This window comes from Arthrobacter sp. TMS2-4 (assembly GCF_054511075.1).
The window spans coordinates 50,500-70,685 of record NZ_JBTNDI010000014.1; the positions used below are offsets into that span (position 1 = coordinate 50,500).

Consider the following 20,186-nt stretch of genomic DNA (forward strand, 5'->3'; position numbering starts at 1 on the left):
CCCAACCCGAACTGCCCTAAATGCTTAAGTAGTTCCTGCCGGACGCATAGACCGTTCGGCAGGAACATTAGGGGTTGCGTGGCTCAGGGGTGCGGCCGCGGGTGCTGAAGAGGGTTCCCAGGATCAACAGCCCGACACCGACGGAGACGAAGACATCGGCAAGGTTGAAGGTGGAGAACCAAGCGACGTAAAGATAATCGACCACACCACCGCCGGCCAGCCGGTCCAGGAAATTGCCCAGCGCCCCACCAAGAAGCAGGGACCCTCCTACTTGGCCGAGGCGGCCCAATGTCTCGGCCGACGCCAAGAGATACCACGCCAGCCCCGCGATGATTGCTCCCGTGCCGAGCAGGATGACGATCGGCGGCAGATCGGCTCCGAAGCTGAAAGCGACTCCCGGGTTGAAGTGCAGCCGGAGGTCCACGAGTCCGCCCTCGATTGTCTGGCCTTCACGCAGTTGTAGCTCGACGATGGCCTTCACGGCGAGATCGGCACCAGCCAGAATCAAGGAACCGAGCAGCATCCCTGCCCGGACTTTGTTGCGTGCTCTCGACGCAGTTGATGCAGCAAGGTTGTCTTCACTCATCAGATGCTCCCCCTGTTGCCGCCTGACGCGCTGTGAACAATCTGACGGAGGGTTCAGCGCCCCTTCGGGTGCGGTGGATGCATGGCGTCACAGGCCGAACGCTCCGCCACTGATGAGGATGAACAGGCCAAGAGCGATGAGTACGACGGGGAACAGGATGTGTTCCCAGCGTTCGAGAGCTTCCGCGATGGGGGGTCGTGTAGCCACGAACTTGGCGAGCCATACGAGCACGATCACAAGGGCGAGGAACACCCCACAGTAGGCGACGACGGCGGTCGGCCCTACGTTCAGGAATACCGGGACATAGACCCCGATATTGTCGCCGCCATTCGCGAACGTCACCGCAGCGACAGTCCAGACGCCGACCTTTTTGCCGGCGACCTTCGCCTCGTCGTCATCGTTATCGTCATTGTCCCGGTTGCGCCAGACCTGCCACGCGACCCGAAGTCCCAGCAGCAGGGGTATGAGGCCGAAGTACGGGATGGCCCCCTCCGGAAGGAAAGCACCCGCACCGAGGGCAACGAGCACCGCGGCACCCAGAATCCCGATGAATCCAAGGTACTGTCCGCCGAGGATGCGGGCTGTGGTTCCTCGTTGTCCGGCCCCGCGTGCGAAGAACAGGGCGAGGACGATGATGTCATCGATGTTGGTGAGAAAGAACAGACCGATAGCTGCAAGAACCGAGGACACAATCACGCGGTGACCACCGAATTTTGGCAACCCGGCAGAGAGCACCCAGCATCCAGACACGGCGCTCCCTCGTTGACCGCAAGGCTGACTTCAACCAGGGAGGTCAGGACTTTAGCCAGGTGTGGATCGGCGATCTGGTAGCGCGTCTGCCGGCCCTCGGAGTGCGCGACGACGATTCCGCAGTCCCGGAGGCACGCAAGGTGATTCGAGACATTTGACCGGGTGAGCTCCAACTCCCGGGCAAGGTCCGCCGGATACGCGGGGTGATCGAGCAAGGTCATCAGGAGACGGGACCGGGTTGGATCGGCCATTGCCCGTCCCAGCCTGTTCATCACATCGAGGTGTCGTTCATGAGTCAGCACTCGCTGTACTATACATGAATGGCTGAATCGGCAAAGGAGGGCCAGCTCGTTACCGGACGCATGTGTGCCGCGTCACTGAGCTCGGCCGCACGCCCTGGCCTGAGTACTCAAGGGACGCCCGCTGGACCGGGGCCGTCACCGCCCGCCGGTAGAATGAGGCAAGGTCAGCCCGTTGAGAACGAATGATGTAGCAGCAGCGTTGGGAGAGTCATGCATCAGATGATGCTCTTGAATCCCTCCGTCATTCCCTCACCGGCCCGGTGGCACCTACGTGTTCTCGTTCTCCTACTGGGCATCACCATCCTGCATGTGTGGGCCGGTCCCGCGCTCTCCGACAGCAGTGGCGTACCCACCCAGGCTGCTTCCATGACGACCATCACGCAGCAGGCATCCGCCTCTCCTGCAGCCCTGATACCTGCCGACGTCCTTCACCAGGCTCCGTCCCCTTTTCTAGGGCCAGATTCTGGTCAGGACGCCCTCCTGGGAGATGTGTGTGCTGCCGCTTGTCCTGATGGGCATCTGGTAGCGACCGCCTTGTGTTCGATGGTGCTCGTCGTAGCCGGTCTCATTGGCCTTTATTGTCTGCGCGCCATGTTCTTCCTGCCCGCGGGTGACAGGACGCGTGAGTTACTACCGTCGGTAGCGGCCCCTCTGCACTCCGACGACGTTTCCCTGCTGCAACTGTCGATCAGCCGTATCTAGGATCCAGCGCCTCCCCCGAGACCGCTTCACTCCTTCGCCAGGTTCTACGACTGCCGGACGAGCCCCGCCTATCTCTCGCGCGGTGCCCTCACGCTTTCTTGCCGTGTGCTGCCGCGTTCCAAGGACCACAACCATGACCTCCCCGCATCACCCGCAAACCCATGCCTGCCCGGCGACCACCGCGGCCGGGCCGGTACACCACTGATGACCATCGGCGAATACTTTGCAGACGGCGTCCAGTCCGGGGCGCTGCTGGCCGCGATACCGCTGGCGATGATCGCAGGGCTCGTGTCCTTCCTCTCCCCCTGCATCCTGCCGCTCATCCCCGGTTATTTGGGCTATGTCTCCGGATTGGCAGAACCAGGCCGCCCGGATAATCGGCGCAGACTGCTGACCGGGGTGGCCCTGTTCATCCTCGGCTTCGCCCTCGTTTTCACCCTCTACGGTGCCGCGTTCGGTGTCATCGGTTCCTGGCTTCTCCGCTGGCAGGACCCCCTGATCCGGGTCCTGGGAGTGTTCGTCATCGTGATGGGCTTGGCGCTGGTCGGCCGGCTATCGTTCCTCCATCGGACCCCAAAGATTTTGTGTCGACCCCGCGCCGCCGTCCCCGGCTCGCCCCTGCTCGGTGTCGTTTTCGGTCTGGGTTGGACGCCGTGCATGGGCCCCACCCTCAGCGCTGTCCTGGCCCTGAGCACCACCACCGGCACGGCGTGGCGCGGGGCGCTCCTGGGTTTCGTCTATTGCCTGGGCCTTGGCATACCGTTCATTCTCGTTGCGCTTGGAGTGCAATGGGTTACCACCGCACTGTCCTTTGTTCGACGCCACATCCGCGTCTTCAACCTCATCGGCGGCGCACTGCTCGTCGCGGTCGGAGTCCTCATGGTGACCGGCGTCTGGATGCTGTGGATCTACCAACTCCAGAACCTCGCAGGAACCTTCCTCACCCCCGTCTGATGCTTCCGCCGAACGCGTCCCCTCCCCCGCGCACACCACGATCGAGAAGAGATCGCCCCATGAGTGCTCCCACCCGCACCCACCGAACTCCACCCCCCGTACCAGGGGCTCCGTGCGCGCCGCGTGCGAGCGTGTGGGATGCGTCAATGCCGCGTAGTCCGCGGCTTCGCGCGCACGCGTCGAGCCTCGTAGCCCTGCTGGTGGTAGTGACATTGCTCATCACCGGATGCTCGGCGCAGAACAGTTCCCTTGCCGAGCAGGCCGATGCCGGCGACAACAAGAACTACGTTGCCGGTGATGGGTCGGTCGCCGAGTACGCTCCCGGTTCCCGGAGCGAACCCGTGGACATCGCGGGTGAGCTTTTCGACGGAACGACTGTCGACTCCAGCCAATGGGCAGGCGACGTCGTCGTCCTGAACGTCTGGTACGCGGCCTGCGCTCCCTGCCGGGTCGAAGCGCCCATGCTGCAGACACTGAGCACCTCCTTCGCATCCGAGGGCGTGAAGTTTTATGGCATTAACGTCCGCGACGAGAAGCCCACGGCCGAGGCGTTCGAACGGAACTTCGGCATCACCTATCCCAGTTTCGTGGACCGCGACGGGAAGCTGCTCCTCAGCCTCACCAGCTATGTTCCACCGCAGGCCGTGCCCACAACCCTGGTCCTGGACCGGCAGGGGCGTGTCAGTGCCCGCATCCTCGGCGTCGCCGACGAAAGCACCTTGAAGACCCTGATCGCAGACGCACTCGCGGAAGGTAGCCCCGCCACAGCACCTGCACCGTCGACGACGGCGGGAGCCGACGATGCCAGCTGATCCCACACCCGGACAGGCACCCGACCACGCTCCAGCCCCAGCAGCTGATCAAGCACCTGACCGAGGTCTTGATACGAGGCCGGCGCAGACATCCGATATCTCGGTGTCCAGTCTGAGCGCCGGTGAAATGCTCCGCTGGGTGTGGCGGCAGCTCACCAGCATGAGGACAGCCCTGCAGTTGTTGCTGCTGCTGGCCGTGGCCGCCGTACCCGGGTCCCTGTTCCCGCAACGCCGAGCCAATCCTGCTGTCGTCACCCAGTACCTGAAGGACAACCCCGACACGGGTCCCTGGCTTGACCGGCTGCAAATGTTCGATGTCTTCTCCTCGGTCTGGTTCTCGGCGATCTACCTCCTCCTTTTCACGTCCCTCGTCGGATGCGTCCTCCCCCGCACCAAAGCTCACCTGAAAGCACTGCGCTCAGCGCCTCCACGCACCCCCCGCCGGTTCTTACGCCTCCCCCAACACGGGAGCATCGTCCTGAACGGTGGCGGCGCATCAACGCCTGCCCCCGACCCGGCCACGGCCATCAGGGACGCCGCAGCGATCCTGCGGAAGCTCCGATACAGGGTCGACATCCGCGACGCAGACACGACCACACCGTCAGTGGGTGCTGAGCGGGGTTTCATGAAGGAAGCAGGGAACCTGCTGTTCCACACAGCTCTCATCGGCGTGCTGATATCCGTCGCTATCGGCGGGATATTCGGTTACCGGGGACAGAAACTCATCGTCGAAGGAGAAGGTTTCACCAACGCACTCATCGGCTACGACTCCTTCTCCCCCGGCACCAACTTCAACCCCGACACCCTCACTCCCTTCGCGCTGACCCTGGACGACTTCGATGTCCGCTTCAACCGGGACGATCCAGCCACCTACGGTCAACCCCTAGACTTCACCGCCCGAATGACCGTGCAGGAAAGCCCCGACCAACCCGCTGAGGACCGGATTCTGAAGGTCAACGCCCCCATCGGCATCGGCGGCACCAACGTGTATCTTGTCGGGAACGGATACGCCCCCGTCGTCGAGATCCGCGACGGGGAAGGAAATGTCGCCTTCTCCGGCCCCGTCCCAGCCCAACCCACGGACTCCGCCTACACATCGACGATCGTTATCAAGGCACCCGACGCGAATCCTGACCAGCTCGGATTCGTCGGTTTCTTCCTGCCGACCGCCGTCGTGAATGACGAAGGTCTCGCTTTTGGATCCGACCCGGACCCCTTCAACCCACGGCTGAACCTCAACTCCTACTACGGGGATCTCGGCCTGGACGATGGGACGCCGCGGTCCGTGTACCAACTGGACACCACGGACCTGACTCAACTCAATGGGCGGGACCTGGACGCAGGCGGGATCGTGCTCGAGCCTGGGCAAACCTACGAGCTGCCCGAGGGACGAGGATCCATCACGTTCGACGACCTGAAGCGCTTCGTTGCCCTCGACATCACCTACGACCCGGGCAAGATCGGCGCCCTGATCTTCTCCACTCTCGCCCTGACCGGCCTCATCCTCTCGCTCATGACCGCGCGTCGTCGCGCATGGATCAAAGCCAGTGCAACACCAGAGGGATGCACCACCCTCGAGTACGCACTTCTCGCGCGAGGAGAAGACCCGGGCCTACACAACGAAGCCGCCAGACTCGAACAAGCACTGTCGTCCCACTGGGGCCTCACCCCACCCCACGAGGCCGGGAAACTCGTGCCCCCACCTGATACCCCGCAGCACAAATGACCGCCAGGACACCTGGCACCACGAAAACTCGACGATTCGTCGGGCCGATCCTGATCGCCCTCGGGTTCGTGACCGGCGTCGTCCACCTCCTGATCAGTTTGCCGCAACGCCAACCCCACATGCCTGCCCTGTGGGATGTAGCGACCGGTTACCCGGCCGCCGCCCTGCTGTTCATCTTCGGAATCATCCTGACTACACAGCCCCCGGAAGCCCCAAGGCGCCACGCACCGCCATCCACCACACAGACCGGACCGCACCCATGAATCAGCCGTACGACACCCCCGACCGCACTGCACATAACACCAAATCCCCGGCCCAGGAGGACGGGGTCCTGTACGAAGAGCGCCTCTACCCGAGCTTCTGGATCTGGTTCATCACGGTCGGCCTAGCTTTTGTTCCTGCCGTCGTCTTCGCGCCCATCGATATGCTGACCGGCGTCGTCGCATCCGTGCTGACCTTGGCTGGTTTGGTCTTCGCGCTCCTCACCTCAACGCCCACGATCCGCGTGACACATGCAGAAGTACGTGTGGGACGAGCAACCATCGAGCGACAGTATTTGGGTCGAGCCCAGGGTGCCGTCGGTGAGAATGCCACAGCACAGCGGGGTACTCGCTTGCATGGCCTGGCCTATCTCTGCATCCGCGGGTGGATCGACGGAGTAGTCCGCGTTGAAGTATTAGACGAGGAGGACGAGACACCCTACTGGCTCTTCTCTTCCCGTCAGCCGCAGGTGCTTAGCCGAACCCTGAATGACACCCGTTTTCAGTCTGAACAGGACCGTTCAAGCTGATCTGAATCCGGTATGAACTCGGCTCGAGAGCTAGTTCCCCCGCCTACCTTCTGACGAAGAACGGCTAGCGTCAGATCTTAGGGATGACAAGGGCAGTGTAGGCATCGACAATGAGTTTCCTACAGCCCCGTACCCGGATGCGCGAGAGAACGGGACACGACCGGCAGATGAGCGAGGGCGGAATTGATGGAACTTCTCACTGTGGATCCGGGTTAAGTTGATGGCCCGGTTCCTTGTTCTCGACCGGACTAGATGATGGTTGTTGCCGAAGCGGTAACCGCATCCGTTCCTTACCCATTTTCCTGCGAGACCGGCGGTCATCGATGGTCTTCTTGAGTAGCTCGCTCTCTGATCGATGGTCGCGCATCGCGATCCTTGGAATGATAGGGGCATGGCCGGTGCGCCTAGCTGCTGATAATGGGCGGGAGGACGATGCCATAATCGGTGCCGTCGTCGGTGTCGATCGATCCTTGGGCGCACAGTACTGGCGGGACGCACTTCATCAGGACCGCTTTTCCGCCGAAGCCGGCCCGTTGGAGCTAACCCGGTCTAGCCGCGGTTCCACTCATAGGGGAACGGCATGACGTCAACACTTTCCCGCCCCGCACCTGCCGCAGGGCCCGCACCTTCGCCGCGACGGCCGGCGCCGTCTGCTGATCCGTGGCATTGGGCCGTCTCTGCCGTCTCACTGCTCGCGGTACTCGCCGCGGCCACGGGGCTCAACGGCGTCGTCGAGCCCTGGACATGGCTGTTGCCCGTCCTCGGGACGCTCTTCCCGGTGCTGCTCGCCATGGCGCTAACCCGGACGCTACGCCTGAACGGCGCGCTCACGGCCCTCGTGGGTCTCCTCGCCCTGATCGGGGCGTTGACCGCGCAGTTCGTCCCGCGGCAGAGCATCCTGGGCGTCATCCCGGGGCCCGGCACCGCGCTCGAGCTCCAGCGACTCCTCGCCCAAGCCGAGGAGACCGTCGTCTCGCAGGTGGCCCCCGTATTGCCGGGCGCCGGCATCATCCTGATCATGTGCGCCGCACTGGGGCTCGTCGCCATCATCGTCGACCTTTTATCCACCACCATGCGTATGCCCGCGGCCAGCGGTCTCGGGCTTTTTACCATCCTGATCACCCCGGCGGTCGTGAAGCCCAACGGTGTAGGGATGGCCGCGTTCCTCACTACGGCCCTCGCGTTCCTGCTGCTCCTCGTGACCGCGCAGTGGCGCGAGAATCGCTTCGCGTCCGGTGGGGCCAGGGCCTCATCGGGTTTCGCCGCGCGCAGCGCAATCATCGGCTCGGCTGCCCTCGCCGTGACCGTGGTCCTGCCGATGATCGTGCCCGGTTTCAACTCCGGCGCCTTCCCCCAGGGCGCCCGGCTCAACGTATGGGGTAACTCGACCGGCCTGAATCCCGCGGTGACGCTCGGCAACGACCTCCGCAACCCCACGGGCTTCGGGCGGATCGCGTACTTTACCAACTCCGATGCCCCCCTGTACCTGCGGGCCGTCACCCTCGAGGACTTCAGCGGCCGGCGCTGGGAGCCCGACCAGAGGCTCGAGGACCGCCAGGACGGCGTCGCGGAGATCGGCGCCGAGGATGGGGCCCCGGAGACCGCGCCGGCGGGCACCACCGTGTTCACCCGCGTCACCACGCAGAGCTACTCCAGCCCCTGGCTGCTCTCGCCCTACGCGCCGGTGGAAATCACGAACCTGACCGGTAACTGGGCCTGGGATCCTGTGAACCTCTCCATCCTCGCCACCGACGGCGGATCCACGGCACGCCAGGAGTACCTCGTGCAGAGCCGCGCCGCAGAGCTCACGCGCGAGAGGCTCGGCGCCATCGGGCCCTCCGACGACGACACCGTTTCCGAGGTGTTCACCGAACTGCCGGAGGATACTCCCGACATCGTGCGTACAACGACGGAAGAAGTTACGAGTGAGTTCGTCAACCCGTATGACAAGGCCATGGCCATCCAGAGCTACCTGCGCGGCCCCGACTTCTCCTACTCGGTGGACGCACCGGTGGACGGCGGATACGACGGCAGCGGCATGGACGTCATGGCGCGGTTCCTTGAGGCGAAGTCCGGGTACTGCGTGCACTACGCGGGCACCATGGCGGTCATGGCGCGTGCGGCGGGAATCCCCAGCCGGATGGCCATCGGCTACACCCCGGGCAGCCCCACGGGCAACACTACGGAGGGTCCCGGCGGGACCGAACTGCGCGAATTCGTCGTTGATTCTCGCAACGCCCACTCCTGGCCGGAGCTGTACTTCGAAGGCGTGGGCTGGGTCCAGTTCGAACCGACCCCGTCCCGCGGTGTCGTGCCCACCTATGCGCAGCAGGCATTTGCTCCCGTCGGCCCGCGAGCAGACGACACCGACGCCCTCAACCCCGGCGAACTACCCGGCGCGAATGGCCAGACCGGCACCGCGACTCAACCGTCCGACGCTGATGACGGCACACAGTCGGCAGGGCCCCAAAATAATGCGGGGCCCGGTTTGGTGCTCTTGGCCGTCGCTGGCGTCGCAGTACTCACACTCTGTCCGCTGCTCCTGAGGACGGCGCGGACCAAAGCCCGACGACGGTCCCTCGTCACGGACATCGACGGTACCAGCCATGGAGCGGCGACCGCGGCCTGGGCGGAAACGACGGAGATCGCCGGCGACTACGGCTATCCATTGGACCCCACGGACACCCCCCGCACATTCGCTCAACGCCTTGCTAGGGACGCCTCGCTAAGGGGTGAGCCCGCAACGTCTCTTTCGCGGCTCAGGACCGCCTACGAGCACGAGGAATACTCTAACCACGGTCCCAAGAGCAGAACAGGACGGAGTGCCCGAGCCCAGCCACCAGTCACACTTGCGCGCTCAGTGACGGTCCCCCGCTGGGAAGACGTCCATGCCGTCACGCGGGCACTTCGTCGCGGCAGCCCTTGGTCCACCCGTCTCAAAGCACGCCTCTTTCCCCAATCGCTGCTCAACCGCTTTCGGTACGACCCCCGCCGATAAGGGTATGGCTTGGACCAGGCGGTAGAGACGTGCGGCGAGCCTTACTCCTGACTGCCGAGGCCTGCCAACTTTGAGATTGCGTCATCGTCACTGGCGTGACAAGGGCTGGCGGCGAGACTGATCGACGCTCCTGGCCCCGCCACCGGCGGAACTTCTGGAAAGGTCATAACTAATCAGGAATTTTCTACCAGCCAGCATGAATTTACTCCGCCGCTTACAGCCGGTGAGTCCACCCGCAGCTGCACTCGATGGGCAGTGGACCGCCCCTTATCAGCGCCCTCATTTACTGTGTTCGCGCTGATATCGACAATTTTCCAGCCAACGACCGCGTAGTTCTCACTCAACGCCTGAACGGCGCATTGCGCAGTCACTCCCGGATCCTTGATTACTTCGAAATCAACAGATGCAAAGCCATCCTGCTCAACGTTGAACCCCACATCCTTACTACTTACGGGCTCCGCGCTCGTCATAGACAGAAACCCTGCAGTGATGATTGCGAGTATCAGAAGACTGGCTAAAAGAATAAGCTTGGTCCGTCCGGATAACCGGGCACCAGATCGCCCGTACCGGGTGTCTGCGGTGCCACGCTGAGCGGCAGGCGATGCGCTCACGCTGGAGCCCTGATGTGCCATGCCAATAACGTATTGATTGCCGAAGGTGCAGGCATGCGTCTGACAGTCATTTTCTCCAGTTTCTCAGCTAATTTTTGAACATATACATACTCGGGTCGCTTCGATTTCGAAGCGGGCCCATTCACTTCACAGCATGTGTCGATCCACATATTTGATCATCGGCAGCTCAGGCGACGGATCGGCCCCTGACACGTACTGCGGGGTGACGGCGGCGTCGTCGATGACCACGCCCGCGGCCTTCGTTCCCGCCTTGGCAGCGCCGGCGGCGACGTCGTCCACCGAGGCGGCCGCGATGCGGGCGATCGCTGCGACGTCGTCGAGCAGGGCGACGAGACCGCCGCTCACAGGACGACCCCCACGCTGCTCGAGGAAGAACGACTGGCGTAAATGCCGTACGAGGGGCGAGTGATCGGCATGCCTAGATTATATGGTGGCGGGCAGCCCCTCCGCGGGGGAGGCCAGCGGTTGCCGGGACGCAGCCTAGTGTTGAGGCTCGGCAACTAAGTCTCGGCATCAAAGTGAGCGGCGCAGCTCATCTTCGGTGATGGACACAAAGCAAGCCGCGAAGAGCCGGGCCGAGGCAGATGGGCGATACATCCCCTACGACGTTAGCCGCCGTTTCACGGGTCGGGTAAGCCCGCCGGTACATTGGTTCAGGGCATACGTTGTGAGCTGCGGCCGCTGCCTGCGGCGATTCACATATCGAAGGGCATTTTGTTGAACAAGAAACGGTCTCAGGAGAACCAGGACCGCCAGGCGCGCCTGGCCGCCATCCAAGCCAAGCAGCGTGCCAGTGAACGTAAACGCAACGCCCTGATCTTCGGGGGCATCGGCGCCGTGATCCTCGCTGTCATCATCGCGGTGACCCTCGTGATCGTGAACCAGGTCCAGGTGAACCGCGACCGGGATGTTGCTGCCTCACAACCCATTGAAGGCATCGAAGAGTATCCCGACGTCACCTTCGACCACGTCGAGAGCGCCGTCCAGTACGAGCAGTCGCCTCCTGTGGGTGGTGACCACAGCCCTGTCTGGACTAACTGCGGCGTCTACACCGAGCCCGTCCCGAACGAGAACTCGGTCCACTCGATGGAGCACGGCGCCGTGTGGCTCATGTACAACCCAGACATCGGACAGGGAGAAATCGATAGGTTGACCAGCCTTGTCGGAACGCGGTCCCACGTGCTGCTCAGCCCCTACCCGGGCCTCGACACCCCGATCGCCGCCAGCGCGTGGGGACTGCAACTGACGGTCGACGCCGCCGACGACGCGCGGCTCGGCACCTTCCTCGACAAGTACATCCAAGGCGAACAGACCCGCGAACCCGGTGCGACCTGCTCCGGCGGAATCACGCCAGCAGGACAGGTCTCCTGAGGCCCATCTGTCTCAGCTAGCTGCACTGCCCAAGGGTCGCTATTGGGCTGTTCCGGTTGCCTTCTGCCCAGTCGCCTTGTGAAGTATCAGTGCTGCAAGCAGCAGAACTAGCGCAGCGGCACCCAAAAGCATGCCAATAGTGCCGACAATCAAAATTGCTGCCGGTGGACCGTCGACAGGTAGCGCTGCCGCTTCTGTCATGTTGTATTCGATCCTCGACGCGATCGTCGCGCCGACATACAAGACGATGGCGAAAATAGCCGTAGCGGCAGCAGCGATCGCGAGTCTCCGAGCCGACAAATTCCTCATCACTACCCCTAAACGCGAGTGAAGACTCACACGGTACCCCGCGGGCTCAAGGAAAAGTGCGGTTAGTTCATTGACGAGTCGTCCTGCGGGGTGGTGGGCTCAAGTCGGGCTTCGGAAGTGGTCTCCACTCAAGCTCCCTTAATCAGCCCTCACTCGAAGCCATCGTTACTGCGCTCGAGATCGACTCCGACTGACGGGCTAGATTATGCAGACACTGTCTGCATAATTACGTGTGGCGATTAGTGAGCGACACCCGCACTGCGTCGGTCAACAAAGTTGGGCCCGCTGACTCACCGCAGCATTCGTAACAGGCAGGCCGGCAGCAGCCCGATACCAGTCTGGTTCCAACTGGGCTGCGTCAACATTAGTGGACGTAAGATAGATTATCGGTGCATCCGATGACGAATTCCTGGGAAGCTTCTCCGAGCGACGGTACAGCCGCCGGTCGCAGAGCGGCGCGGTCGCTGCCGTGCACGGTCAAGTCGTTGACGGAACGACGTCGAGTAGTCGACGACTGCCGCCAGACACACCTGGCGTGCCACGCTTACTGCGTGGATCTTGAAGTGACGTCGGACTTGATCATTCCGGCGACCGAATTGCGGTGGAAGTTCTCCAGGTCGTCCGGGCCGGGCGGGCAGCACGTCAACACCTCTGACAGTCGGGTGCAACTCACCTGGATGGCATCGGAGTCGTCGGCGCTAACCGATGAGCAACGGATGCGAATCGTTCACCAACTCGCCCAAGCCTCTGGCTCGAGTGCGGTCACGGTGACGGTGTCGGAGCAGCGGTCCCAGTTGCGTAACCGCGAGATCGCTCTCAAGGCGCTCCGCGAAATTGTGGCTGCCGCACTAACCCCTCCGCCCCCTCTGCGCCGCGCGACGCGTCCCACGCGCGGCTCGGAACGTCGCCGTTTTGCTTACAAGCAGCAGCGATCCGCGACTAAGCGGCAACGCCGACGGCCCATCAACGAGTAACGACTCACGATCTCCCAGATTATCGACGTACAAAACATCCGACCGGCAGGTGCGACGCCGGTGATCATCCGGCTGGCCTCGGGGGCAGGCAACCTCGCCTCTACCAACCACGCTGCGGCGCTGGACGTACACTCCACGTCGAGTGACTCCTGCTTCGAGGCACAAGTGGACGCCCTGCTGAGTGCCGAGGCATCTGCTGATCGGGCCGTCACAACCGTCATGGTCGACGCCTGATCAACCCGGAACACGATCCTCGACTCGGGAACCGACGCCCAGGTCGTAGCCGACAGGGCTGTCAACGTCGTCAGGGCCACACCCACGTTCAGTTCCTAGGCACTCCCTCATGCTCGATAACTGGGACCCGTCTACCTGACCCAGAACGTTTACCTACCATCCCCAACTTTCAGGTGGTTGCTCTGAAGCAAGGATCCTCCGAGCAGTCTTGGATACATGGGTGGTTCCGCATTCTCCGAAGGGCCCTCGCTTAGCGAAGAGGATGGTCGAATGGCGGTCGAAGTGGTCAATCCACCACGACGACATGCCACCGTTGGCCTGGGCCTCCAGCCATTGCTCATATAGCCCACGGAACCTGTCGACGGCTTCTGCATGGTTCCACCACTGGGCGCACCAGTACTGGTTCTGGGACCGGTCTACCGATTCGAGCATCATGGCCAGACCCTCCACCCAGTCCGCCAATTCCTCCGGGGTAAAGGCGAAGTCCTCTCCCCCGTCGTCGTGACCGTTAGGTTCGGTGCCGTCGACAGCATGGTCGTGGTGCTCGGTCATGCGAGGTGTCCTGCTTTTGCTGATTTGATGCGGTCGACCATGGATCCGATTCGCGCGTTAAGCGCCTTATCACGAAACCAGGGAACGGTCCGGACGATGGTTGCTCCCCCGGTGGAGGTTTTCACCCACGCCCTGTTGGCGGGGAGCTCGGAAAGCTGGGCGACGGACATGATGTCCCGCCGCTGGGTCTGTACCGACCGGGAGGACCCGTTCCTCGAGGTCGAGCTGCTGCGAATCTTCGCGTCGTACTGGCCGATCGTTTTGGAGAGGGAATCGAGGAATGCCGTGTCGTCGGAGCCGCCGCCGTAAACCTTGATCGCTGCTGCCGACCAGAGGGTGTCCCACCCTGTTCGCTCGAGCATGGCCATTCCCTGCCCGCGGGTTTGGAAGTACGTGCTGACGACGATGCCCATGGACCCGAAGAACGAATACCACTCAGGCAGCTGCTTGAGCTTGACGACGTTCCCGACCTCATCAAGATCAGCGACCAGCGGAACCGGCAGCCGTCCTCCGGCCCGACGGGCCGCTTGCTGGGCTGCGGTGAACACGGCATAGAGGAGGATGGAGACGAAGGCGGCGCCGGAGCCGGCGGTGTCCTGGGAGAGCAGGATCAGAGTGTCCTTACTGGTCACGAACCGGGCAGGGTCGAACACCGGCACACCAGGAGTCGGCGTGGACCATGCCACCAGCTCGTCGTGGACAAGAGCCGAAGCCATGCGCTGGGCGCTGGCGGCCACCGACCCGCGCGTGTCCTCCGGCTGCGCGCTCATGCCCTTCAACGCCGACGCCGGACCCGCATGGCCGGCCCTCTCCAGCAGCTCGGCTGGTTCCATGAAGTCAGCCGACGACACCCACCGCAGCACCTCCCTCATCGTTCCGTTACTTGTGGCGGCCGCGAGGAGGCACCAGGACAGGAAGTCGCGTCCCTGTGAGTCGAACTGCGCATCCCCTTTGCCTTGGCCGGCGTTCGGTGCGGAGGAGGTCTCGAAGATGGACGCGACCTCGCCGGCGCTCACGGTGTCGGTGGCGCTCGTGAGCGGGTTGAAGATCATGGCAGGACGGTGGCTGGCGCGCCAGATCCGCTGCGGATCGAACAGCCACACCGTTCCTGTGTCGGAGCGGGCGGCCAGAACCTCGGCGACGCCGTCGACCTTGTTGCTGGTCATGATGTACGCGCCGGGGGCTTCGGTGGCGTGCCGGACTACCTGCGTCGTCGTCTTACCCCGCCCGGTTCCCCACACATGGGTCGAGCACTCACGCCAGCCCTGGATAACGGCCCTGGTGCCGGCGTCGCCGGCGTACCCGATCGTCAGGCCCGGGCCGATACCTTCCGCGGTCGGGTGGAGGCGGGCGGCTTCGGTGAGGCGGGCATCGAGCATCGCCGGACGCATCTTCCCGCCAGGACTCATCCGACGGGACGCCTCGGCGGTCCTCGACACCGGGCGGGTGCTCCACCACGCAAAGACCGCGATGACCACGACTGCTTCGGCGCCGAGCAACCAACTCGCGGCCGCCGGCCACGGATCCCCCGTGGCAAGACCGATCGCCAATGTGATCGGGTTCCATGACAGGTCGGTGGGAACCGGTGTGAAGGCTTCCCCGAGATGAATCAGGGCGACCGCGACGAACGCGGCCAGGACCACACCCGAGAACGCAATGACGGGGCCGTTCTCCTCGGTCTTCATCGGTTCACTTTCGCCTGCGCAGCAGCCCATGCCTGGTTGGTGTTGTGGGCTCTGAGTTCGCCGGCGGTGAGGTTTACCCGGAACGGCACCCCGGGTTCGGACCCGGTTTTGAGCATGAACCGGCCCCGTCCGGGGGGCGGTGACACCTGATTGGTGTTGGGGTTCATCGACCCTTCGGCTGACCAGCCGACCAGCATCGCCTTCTCCCGCTCCGAGACGGGGAACACCGTTTCGAGCAGGTCCATCTCGTTCTGCGCGAGCCCGCCGAGGATCTTCACGGATGAGCGTTCCACGAAGCCGGTCGCGATCTTCGTCAGCTCGTCCGTGGACAGCTGCAGGTCCTTCATCGAGTGCGTGATCATCAGCTGCCCCAGACCCTTGGTCCGGTTCAGGCGGGTGATGGAGTCGACCTGGTGGACCAGCAGCTCGCTCGCGCGCAGGGACTGCCACAGCTCGTCCATGATCATCAGGTGATGGCGTTCCTCCATGAGCCCGGCATCGGCGAGGGTCTTCGCGGCCGAGATGCCGGCCTGCCCGTAGGACCAGCACACCGTCTGCACCGCGGCGCGGAGCGTCAGCTGGGACTCGTCGATGAGGGAAATGTCGAAGTCCACGGAGGTGTCGATCTTCATTTCCTTCGTGGTCTGCTGGCAGAACACGTCCCCGAACGGGCCATGCTCGCCGAGGGCGTTCAAGCCCGCAAGGAGATTCTTGACCTGCGGCAGGTACTCCGTGGACTCCTCGATGAGCAGCGCCGACTGGATCTGGGGAGGTGCGGACTTGATGGCGGTGACGACGTCGCCGACCAGCGGCTGCCGGTCCTCAGCTTCTGCCTTCTCAGCGGCCATCGCGATCGCCATGGACAGCACCGTCTGTTCCTGCTTCTTCGCATCGAGAGGTTCCTTGAACACCAGTTCGATGAGCCCGGTGAGGGTCATCAGGCGCCGGGCGTGGATCTCGGCGCGCATCTGCCGTTGCATCGGGGCTGGAAGGCGTTCGAGTTCCCGCCAGAGCGGGCCGGCGTCGAGCGGGTTGATCGCCCCAACGCCGGGGGCGACCTGCACGACCTGCCCGTTGGTCTCCAAGACGACGCCGGCGAAGTCGGGTTTGAGGTCCCCTGCCACGAGGATCAGGAACCCCTGGTCGATCAGCGCCAATGCCATGCGGACGGCGACTGAGGACTTCCCGCGCCCGTTCAGGCCCAGGATGAACCCGGAGGGTGAGGAGATGATGCCGTGCAGGAACAGGCTGATCGGATCCCCACACACCACAGAGCTGTTGAGCAGGTTCCGGCCCAGGACCGCACCGACCAACGGGGAGGAGGTACCGACGCAGAACGGCCACAGGCCTGCGGTCTGGTTCGACGTGGCTGTGAACTCCGGCGGAGGTTCGACCCATGTCACCATGCCGCCCTCGCGGACCCGCATGCCCTTCTCGGTGAGCTGCGGGAAGGATGCAGCGGTGACGGCGGCCGAGGTCTCGGAGCGGCCCAGGAATCGGTCCATGACCTTGTCGACGAGCTGATCAAAGGCGGACATTAGAGGGCCTTCCTGACGTCGGAGGAGATAGTGGCCAGGTGCTCTGGCACGAGACCGAGCCCGAGGTTGAAGGAGAACGCGGCATCGTCGTTGTAGTCACACGACCGCATGCGGATCTGAATACCGGTAGCCGCATTGCGCATGATCTTCGCTTCCACCGCCTGCAGCTGCTCCGGGCTCTCGACCGTCGCGGTGACACCGATGGCGAAGCGCACCAGCGCGGCCCCTTCTGCCTGCTCCCGCTCCGCTTTGCGTGCCTTCTCGAGGGCGATGATTTGCGAGCTGGTCGGACGGCGACCCTTCTGGTTTGTGGCGAACTGCGCATTGGTGAGCGCCTGCGCGACCTGCTGCGCGGACTTCTCCGGCGGCTGAGGGCGGTAGAACACGGTGACGCGCTTCTGCAGCATGCTCGCATCGGGGCCCAGCAGGGCCACCAGGGCGTTCTCGCGGAACGTCCCGGCCGGCGGCCGGAACATCTGCCACGACTTGCTCGCGACGCCGGCGTGGTCGTACCGGCCCGGGTATCCGATCGTCCGGGAGGCCGAGGGTCCGACCTCGTGCCAGCTCAGGCCGGTTCCGTCGCCGGAGAGGCGGGCGCGTTCCACAGCCGCCGCGGCGTGCGGGTTGAACGCGACGAACGTCTGATCGGTGAGGTCAGCTGCCCGCATGAGGGACACGCTGCCCGCGCCGACGTCCTCAAGTTCTTCCTTGAATCCCTGCAGCAGTGACTTCACATCGGCCACGAGCTCCTCAGCGGAGCGTTCCGGTGCCCTGTCCCCGTCGTTGGCCTTGCCGCTGAACGTCAGTGCCACCCACTGCTCGAGCTTGGGCACATCGAGGTTGAGGTTGTTCACCACGTCATCCATCACCTGACGGGCAAAGGCGGGCACCTCGTGGGATCCGGCCTGTTGCCGTGCCACCGCGATAGCGTCCGGCAGGCGTTCACCCGGATCAGTCGTCGACTGCGTCGTCACCGAAATCTGCTCGACCCGTGCGTTGGAACCGGCGTCGCGTTGGAACGCGGCCCACGACCCGACGAGCCGATTCACGCGGTCCTGATCCAGCAGGCCCAGCCCCGAGGAGTTTGTGGAGAAGAAAACGGTGCCTGTCCTCAGTTTCGGGTGCCACAGCATGACACCCTCGTTGCCGAACAGGTCCTGAAAGTCGATCAGCTCGGTCGCGGCCAGCAGGCCCGGAGCGCGAAACGAACCGTCGGGGATCTGCGAGACGGGCCCGGACTTATAGACGGTCTTCCCGGCTTTCCTGGCCTTGGCATGCATGCTGCGCGCCAGCCACCGCTCAGGCTTGGACCGACCGTGACGGTCCTTCGAGCCGAGGATCGTGGCGGTGATGAACGCAAACAAGGCAAAGCCGACGGCCACCCAAATCTGCGAGGCCATGATCGCGACGAACACCCCGATTGCGCCCGCGCCCAGAACGACGGTCGAGGCCATCGAGAAGCCCATCAGACCCGCCGTCCGGTCTTCTGCGATGTTGCCGTACTGCCGGACGATTGTTTGTTCCGTACTCACTGGTCATCCCCACTTTCCACTGCGCGTTCCATATCCCTTGCTGCTTCCCGTAGCGCGTACTCGATGCGTTGCTGGTTCTGGGCCGACTTGTCCGCCCCCGATGGCGCACCGGCCCGGAAACCCTCAGCCATCGGTGAGGTCGAGGATGCGGCCCCAGGAGCTTCCGTCGGAGGCTTGTCACCTGATGCTGCAGGCTCTGCCCCGCTCGGCCCTCCAGCTGACGGGGTGCCATTACCGGTCCCGGATGGGACTTCCGAAGGTGCGCCGGTCCGTTCCGCCTGAGGCTGCGCACCCGTTGGGCCGTTCGAATCACCGGGCGCGCTGTTTCCACCAGCACCGCTGCCGGCACTGCCTGCACCAGTACCGGCATCAGCGACCGGTGACGTCTCCGCCCCGGATCGTTCCGGACGCTGCTCTGCGCCCGAAGGACCACCAGAACCGCCACCGGGACCGCCAGCACTTCCTGCCGATAACCCGCCCCCTGCATCCGACGCCAGCGCGGCTGACTGTTCTGGCCTTTGCTCCGCCCCGGCTGGTCCAGTCCCACCAGTTCCGCTGCCGGTGCTACCTGCCCCACCAGGCGTCGCGGCACCGGTGGCGCCGCTCCCGCCTTCACTTACTGGGATGGCCCTGCTGCTGGATCCTCCTACTGCCCCAGTGCCGGCGGTCGCAGAAGTTTGGGCCGCAGCGGCCGCGCCAGTTGCTGCAGCGCCTCCACCCGTTACGGCCCCTTCCCCGGCCGTCGCGGCGGCCCCTCCACCGGTGATTGCTGCGGTGCTTCCGCCGCCACCGGCAGCTGCGGCCCCGGCTGCAGCGCCGAGTCCGCCGGTCACTGCTCCAAGAGCTACGGCACCGCCGACCATGGCCAGGCCGGAGGCTCCCATACCCTGTGGGCCTGCGCTGACGGCAGGCACGAGGACCTTCGCCAGGGCCGGCATCGCAACGCAGGCGCTGCTGATGATGACGAGGCCGGTGATGAGGCCGATCGCGGTGTTCCCGAGTTCGTTGTCTGCGCTGCCGTTGATGCCTTTCAGGAGGGCGAGTCCCGCTCCGTACAGGATCGCGGCGGCGGGCTTGAAGAGGACGACGGCCGCCAACCAGCCCACGGCCTTGTCGAAGGACTTTCGGCCGCGCTCGGTCTGCGACGCGGCAGCGAAAATTGGAAGAACCCCGCACAGGGCGATCGTCGCACCGTAGGAGAAGATGACGATGACCGCGTTGATGATCGCCCCGAGCAGGGCCAGCGGCACGACGAACAGGACGATGCCGGCGAGCTGCATGGTCATCGTGGTTCCCGCAATGGCATCGAGGCCCATCGCGGACCCGAGCCCGTCCTCCTGCGCAGATCCCGAAATGGTGGTCACCAGCCAGGGCGCGAGGACGTCGGTCACACCGAACAGGAGGCCCACCATCGGGACGGCCAGCGCCGTGGTGAGGATGGTCCGCACCATGCCCATAATCAGGTTCTCGGTCGAGGCGCGGTCCTGGTCCCGGGCGAGCTTGATGAGCGCGAACGCGGTCCCGATGACACCTGCCATCCCCACGAAGATCAACGTCGACTGCTGGATGCGATCGGTCGCGGATCCTGTACCCATATCCGGTGCACCGATTTTCAACCACCAGGTACCGACGAAGTTGATCATCTCCGTCAGGACCTGCACCAGCCAGGTCGCGAGGAACTGGATCAGCTTCTGGGTCGCGCTGCCGGCGACGCCTTCTAGGAGGTTCCCTGCCAAGTC

Annotated in this window: 19 protein-coding genes and 1 pseudogene; 9 read left to right on the forward strand and 11 right to left on the reverse strand. The window is 64.1% G+C overall.

Annotated elements, in window-relative coordinates:
* Positions 1-67 precede the first annotated feature (67 nt).
* The 3 genes from lspA to cmtR all read right to left on the reverse strand — a co-directional run bounded on the left by lspA (position 68) and on the right by cmtR (position 1,638).
* On the reverse strand, positions 68-586 hold the full coding sequence (gene lspA / locus ACX80F_RS14860; protein ID WP_459337173.1) for a signal peptidase II: 519 nt from the start codon (positions 584-586) through the stop codon (positions 68-70).
* Positions 587-673: 87 nt separating this feature from the next.
* Entirely contained in the window at positions 674-1,282 is a 609-nt protein-coding gene (locus tag ACX80F_RS14865; protein WP_459337207.1) for a cadmium resistance transporter, read from the reverse strand.
* Positions 1,279-1,638 (reverse strand): Cd(II)/Pb(II)-sensing metalloregulatory transcriptional regulator CmtR, encoded by a 360-nt coding sequence (cmtR, locus tag ACX80F_RS14870; protein WP_459337174.1) that lies wholly within the window; start codon positions 1,636-1,638, stop codon positions 1,279-1,281. Before cmtR ends, ACX80F_RS14865 begins: the two co-directional genes overlap by 4 nt.
* A gap of 366 nt (positions 1,639-2,004) precedes the next feature.
* On the opposite strand from cmtR, the gene ACX80F_RS14875 reads away from it, so the two are divergent.
* The 6 genes from ACX80F_RS14875 (at position 2,005) to ACX80F_RS14900 (ending at position 9,620) form a co-directional block, all read left to right on the forward strand.
* Positions 2,005-2,340, forward strand: coding sequence for a hypothetical protein (locus ACX80F_RS14875; RefSeq protein ID WP_459337175.1), 336 nt, complete (start codon positions 2,005-2,007; stop codon positions 2,338-2,340).
* 204 nt (positions 2,341-2,544) lie between these two features.
* A complete protein-coding gene (locus tag ACX80F_RS14880; protein WP_459337176.1) occupies positions 2,545-3,294 on the forward strand; it encodes a cytochrome c biogenesis CcdA family protein in 750 nt (249 codons plus the stop codon).
* A gap of 146 nt (positions 3,295-3,440) precedes the next feature.
* Complete coding sequence (locus ACX80F_RS14885; RefSeq protein WP_459337177.1) at positions 3,441-4,106, forward strand: TlpA family protein disulfide reductase; 666 nt, start codon at positions 3,441-3,443, stop codon at positions 4,104-4,106.
* Positions 4,107-4,233: 127 nt separating this feature from the next.
* Positions 4,234-5,832, forward strand: coding sequence for a cytochrome c biogenesis protein ResB (gene resB / locus ACX80F_RS14890; protein WP_459337208.1), 1,599 nt, complete (start codon positions 4,234-4,236; stop codon positions 5,830-5,832).
* Between the two features lie 259 nt (positions 5,833-6,091).
* Positions 6,092-6,622: a DUF3093 domain-containing protein gene (locus tag ACX80F_RS14895; RefSeq protein ID WP_459337178.1), complete on the forward strand. Its 531-nt coding sequence runs from the start codon at positions 6,092-6,094 to the stop codon at positions 6,620-6,622.
* Positions 6,623-7,202: 580 nt separating this feature from the next.
* Positions 7,203-9,620, forward strand: coding sequence for a DUF3488 and transglutaminase-like domain-containing protein (locus ACX80F_RS14900; RefSeq protein ID WP_459337179.1), 2,418 nt, complete (start codon positions 7,203-7,205; stop codon positions 9,618-9,620).
* A 173-nt stretch (positions 9,621-9,793) separates the two neighbouring features.
* Here the strand turns inward: ACX80F_RS14900 and ACX80F_RS14905 are convergent, their stop codons facing one another.
* Together ACX80F_RS14905 and ACX80F_RS14910 are read right to left on the reverse strand one after the other, a co-directional pair.
* The gene (locus ACX80F_RS14905; RefSeq protein WP_459337180.1) at positions 9,794-10,252 is read right to left on the reverse strand and encodes a DUF4307 domain-containing protein; all 459 of its coding nucleotides are present in this window, start codon (positions 10,250-10,252) and stop codon (positions 9,794-9,796) included.
* 126 nt (positions 10,253-10,378) lie between these two features.
* On the reverse strand, positions 10,379-10,597 hold the full coding sequence (locus ACX80F_RS14910) for a DUF808 family protein (protein ID WP_459337181.1): 219 nt from the start codon (positions 10,595-10,597) through the stop codon (positions 10,379-10,381).
* 372 nt (positions 10,598-10,969) lie between these two features.
* On the opposite strand from ACX80F_RS14910, the gene ACX80F_RS14915 reads away from it, so the two are divergent.
* Positions 10,970-11,623: a DUF3105 domain-containing protein gene (locus ACX80F_RS14915; RefSeq protein ID WP_459337182.1), complete on the forward strand. Its 654-nt coding sequence runs from the start codon at positions 10,970-10,972 to the stop codon at positions 11,621-11,623.
* Positions 11,624-11,662: 39 nt separating this feature from the next.
* Here ACX80F_RS14915 and ACX80F_RS14920 read toward each other — a convergent pair whose 3' ends face one another.
* Positions 11,663-11,932, reverse strand: a complete 270-nt coding sequence (locus tag ACX80F_RS14920) for a hypothetical protein (RefSeq protein ID WP_459337183.1) — start codon at positions 11,930-11,932, stop codon at positions 11,663-11,665.
* Positions 11,933-12,483: 551 nt separating this feature from the next.
* Between ACX80F_RS14920 and arfB the strand changes: the two genes are divergently transcribed.
* Together arfB and ACX80F_RS14930 are read left to right on the forward strand one after the other, a co-directional pair.
* Entirely contained in the window at positions 12,484-12,906 is a 423-nt protein-coding gene (gene arfB, locus ACX80F_RS14925; RefSeq protein ID WP_459337184.1) for an alternative ribosome rescue aminoacyl-tRNA hydrolase ArfB, read from the forward strand.
* Positions 12,907-12,918: 12 nt separating this feature from the next.
* A pseudogene (locus tag ACX80F_RS14930) lies at positions 12,919-13,239 on the forward strand (right-handed parallel beta-helix repeat-containing protein); the annotation flags it as partial.
* 54 nt (positions 13,240-13,293) lie between these two features.
* Here the strand turns inward: ACX80F_RS14930 and ACX80F_RS14935 are convergent.
* The 5 genes from ACX80F_RS14935 to ACX80F_RS14955 are packed head-to-tail and all read right to left on the reverse strand — an operon-like array spanning position 13,294 to position 20,183.
* Positions 13,294-13,692 (reverse strand): DUF4913 domain-containing protein, encoded by a 399-nt coding sequence (locus tag ACX80F_RS14935; protein ID WP_459337185.1) that lies wholly within the window; start codon positions 13,690-13,692, stop codon positions 13,294-13,296.
* Entirely contained in the window at positions 13,689-15,377 is a 1,689-nt protein-coding gene (locus ACX80F_RS14940) for a type IV secretory system conjugative DNA transfer family protein (RefSeq protein WP_459337186.1), read from the reverse strand. Before ACX80F_RS14940 ends, ACX80F_RS14935 begins: the two co-directional genes overlap by 4 nt.
* Positions 15,374-16,915, reverse strand: a complete 1,542-nt coding sequence (locus ACX80F_RS14945) for a hypothetical protein (RefSeq protein WP_459337187.1) — start codon at positions 16,913-16,915, stop codon at positions 15,374-15,376. The genes ACX80F_RS14940 and ACX80F_RS14945 overlap by 4 nt, the downstream gene beginning before the upstream one ends.
* Positions 16,915-18,447 (reverse strand): SCO6880 family protein, encoded by a 1,533-nt coding sequence (locus tag ACX80F_RS14950; RefSeq protein ID WP_459337188.1) that lies wholly within the window; start codon positions 18,445-18,447, stop codon positions 16,915-16,917. Before ACX80F_RS14950 ends, ACX80F_RS14945 begins: the two co-directional genes overlap by 1 nt.
* Positions 18,444-20,183 carry a hypothetical protein gene (locus ACX80F_RS14955; protein WP_459337189.1) on the reverse strand — a complete coding sequence of 580 codons (1,740 nt, stop codon included), beginning with the start codon at positions 20,181-20,183 and terminating at the stop codon, positions 18,444-18,446. Before ACX80F_RS14955 ends, ACX80F_RS14950 begins: the two co-directional genes overlap by 4 nt.
* Positions 20,184-20,186: the final 3 nt, after the last annotated feature.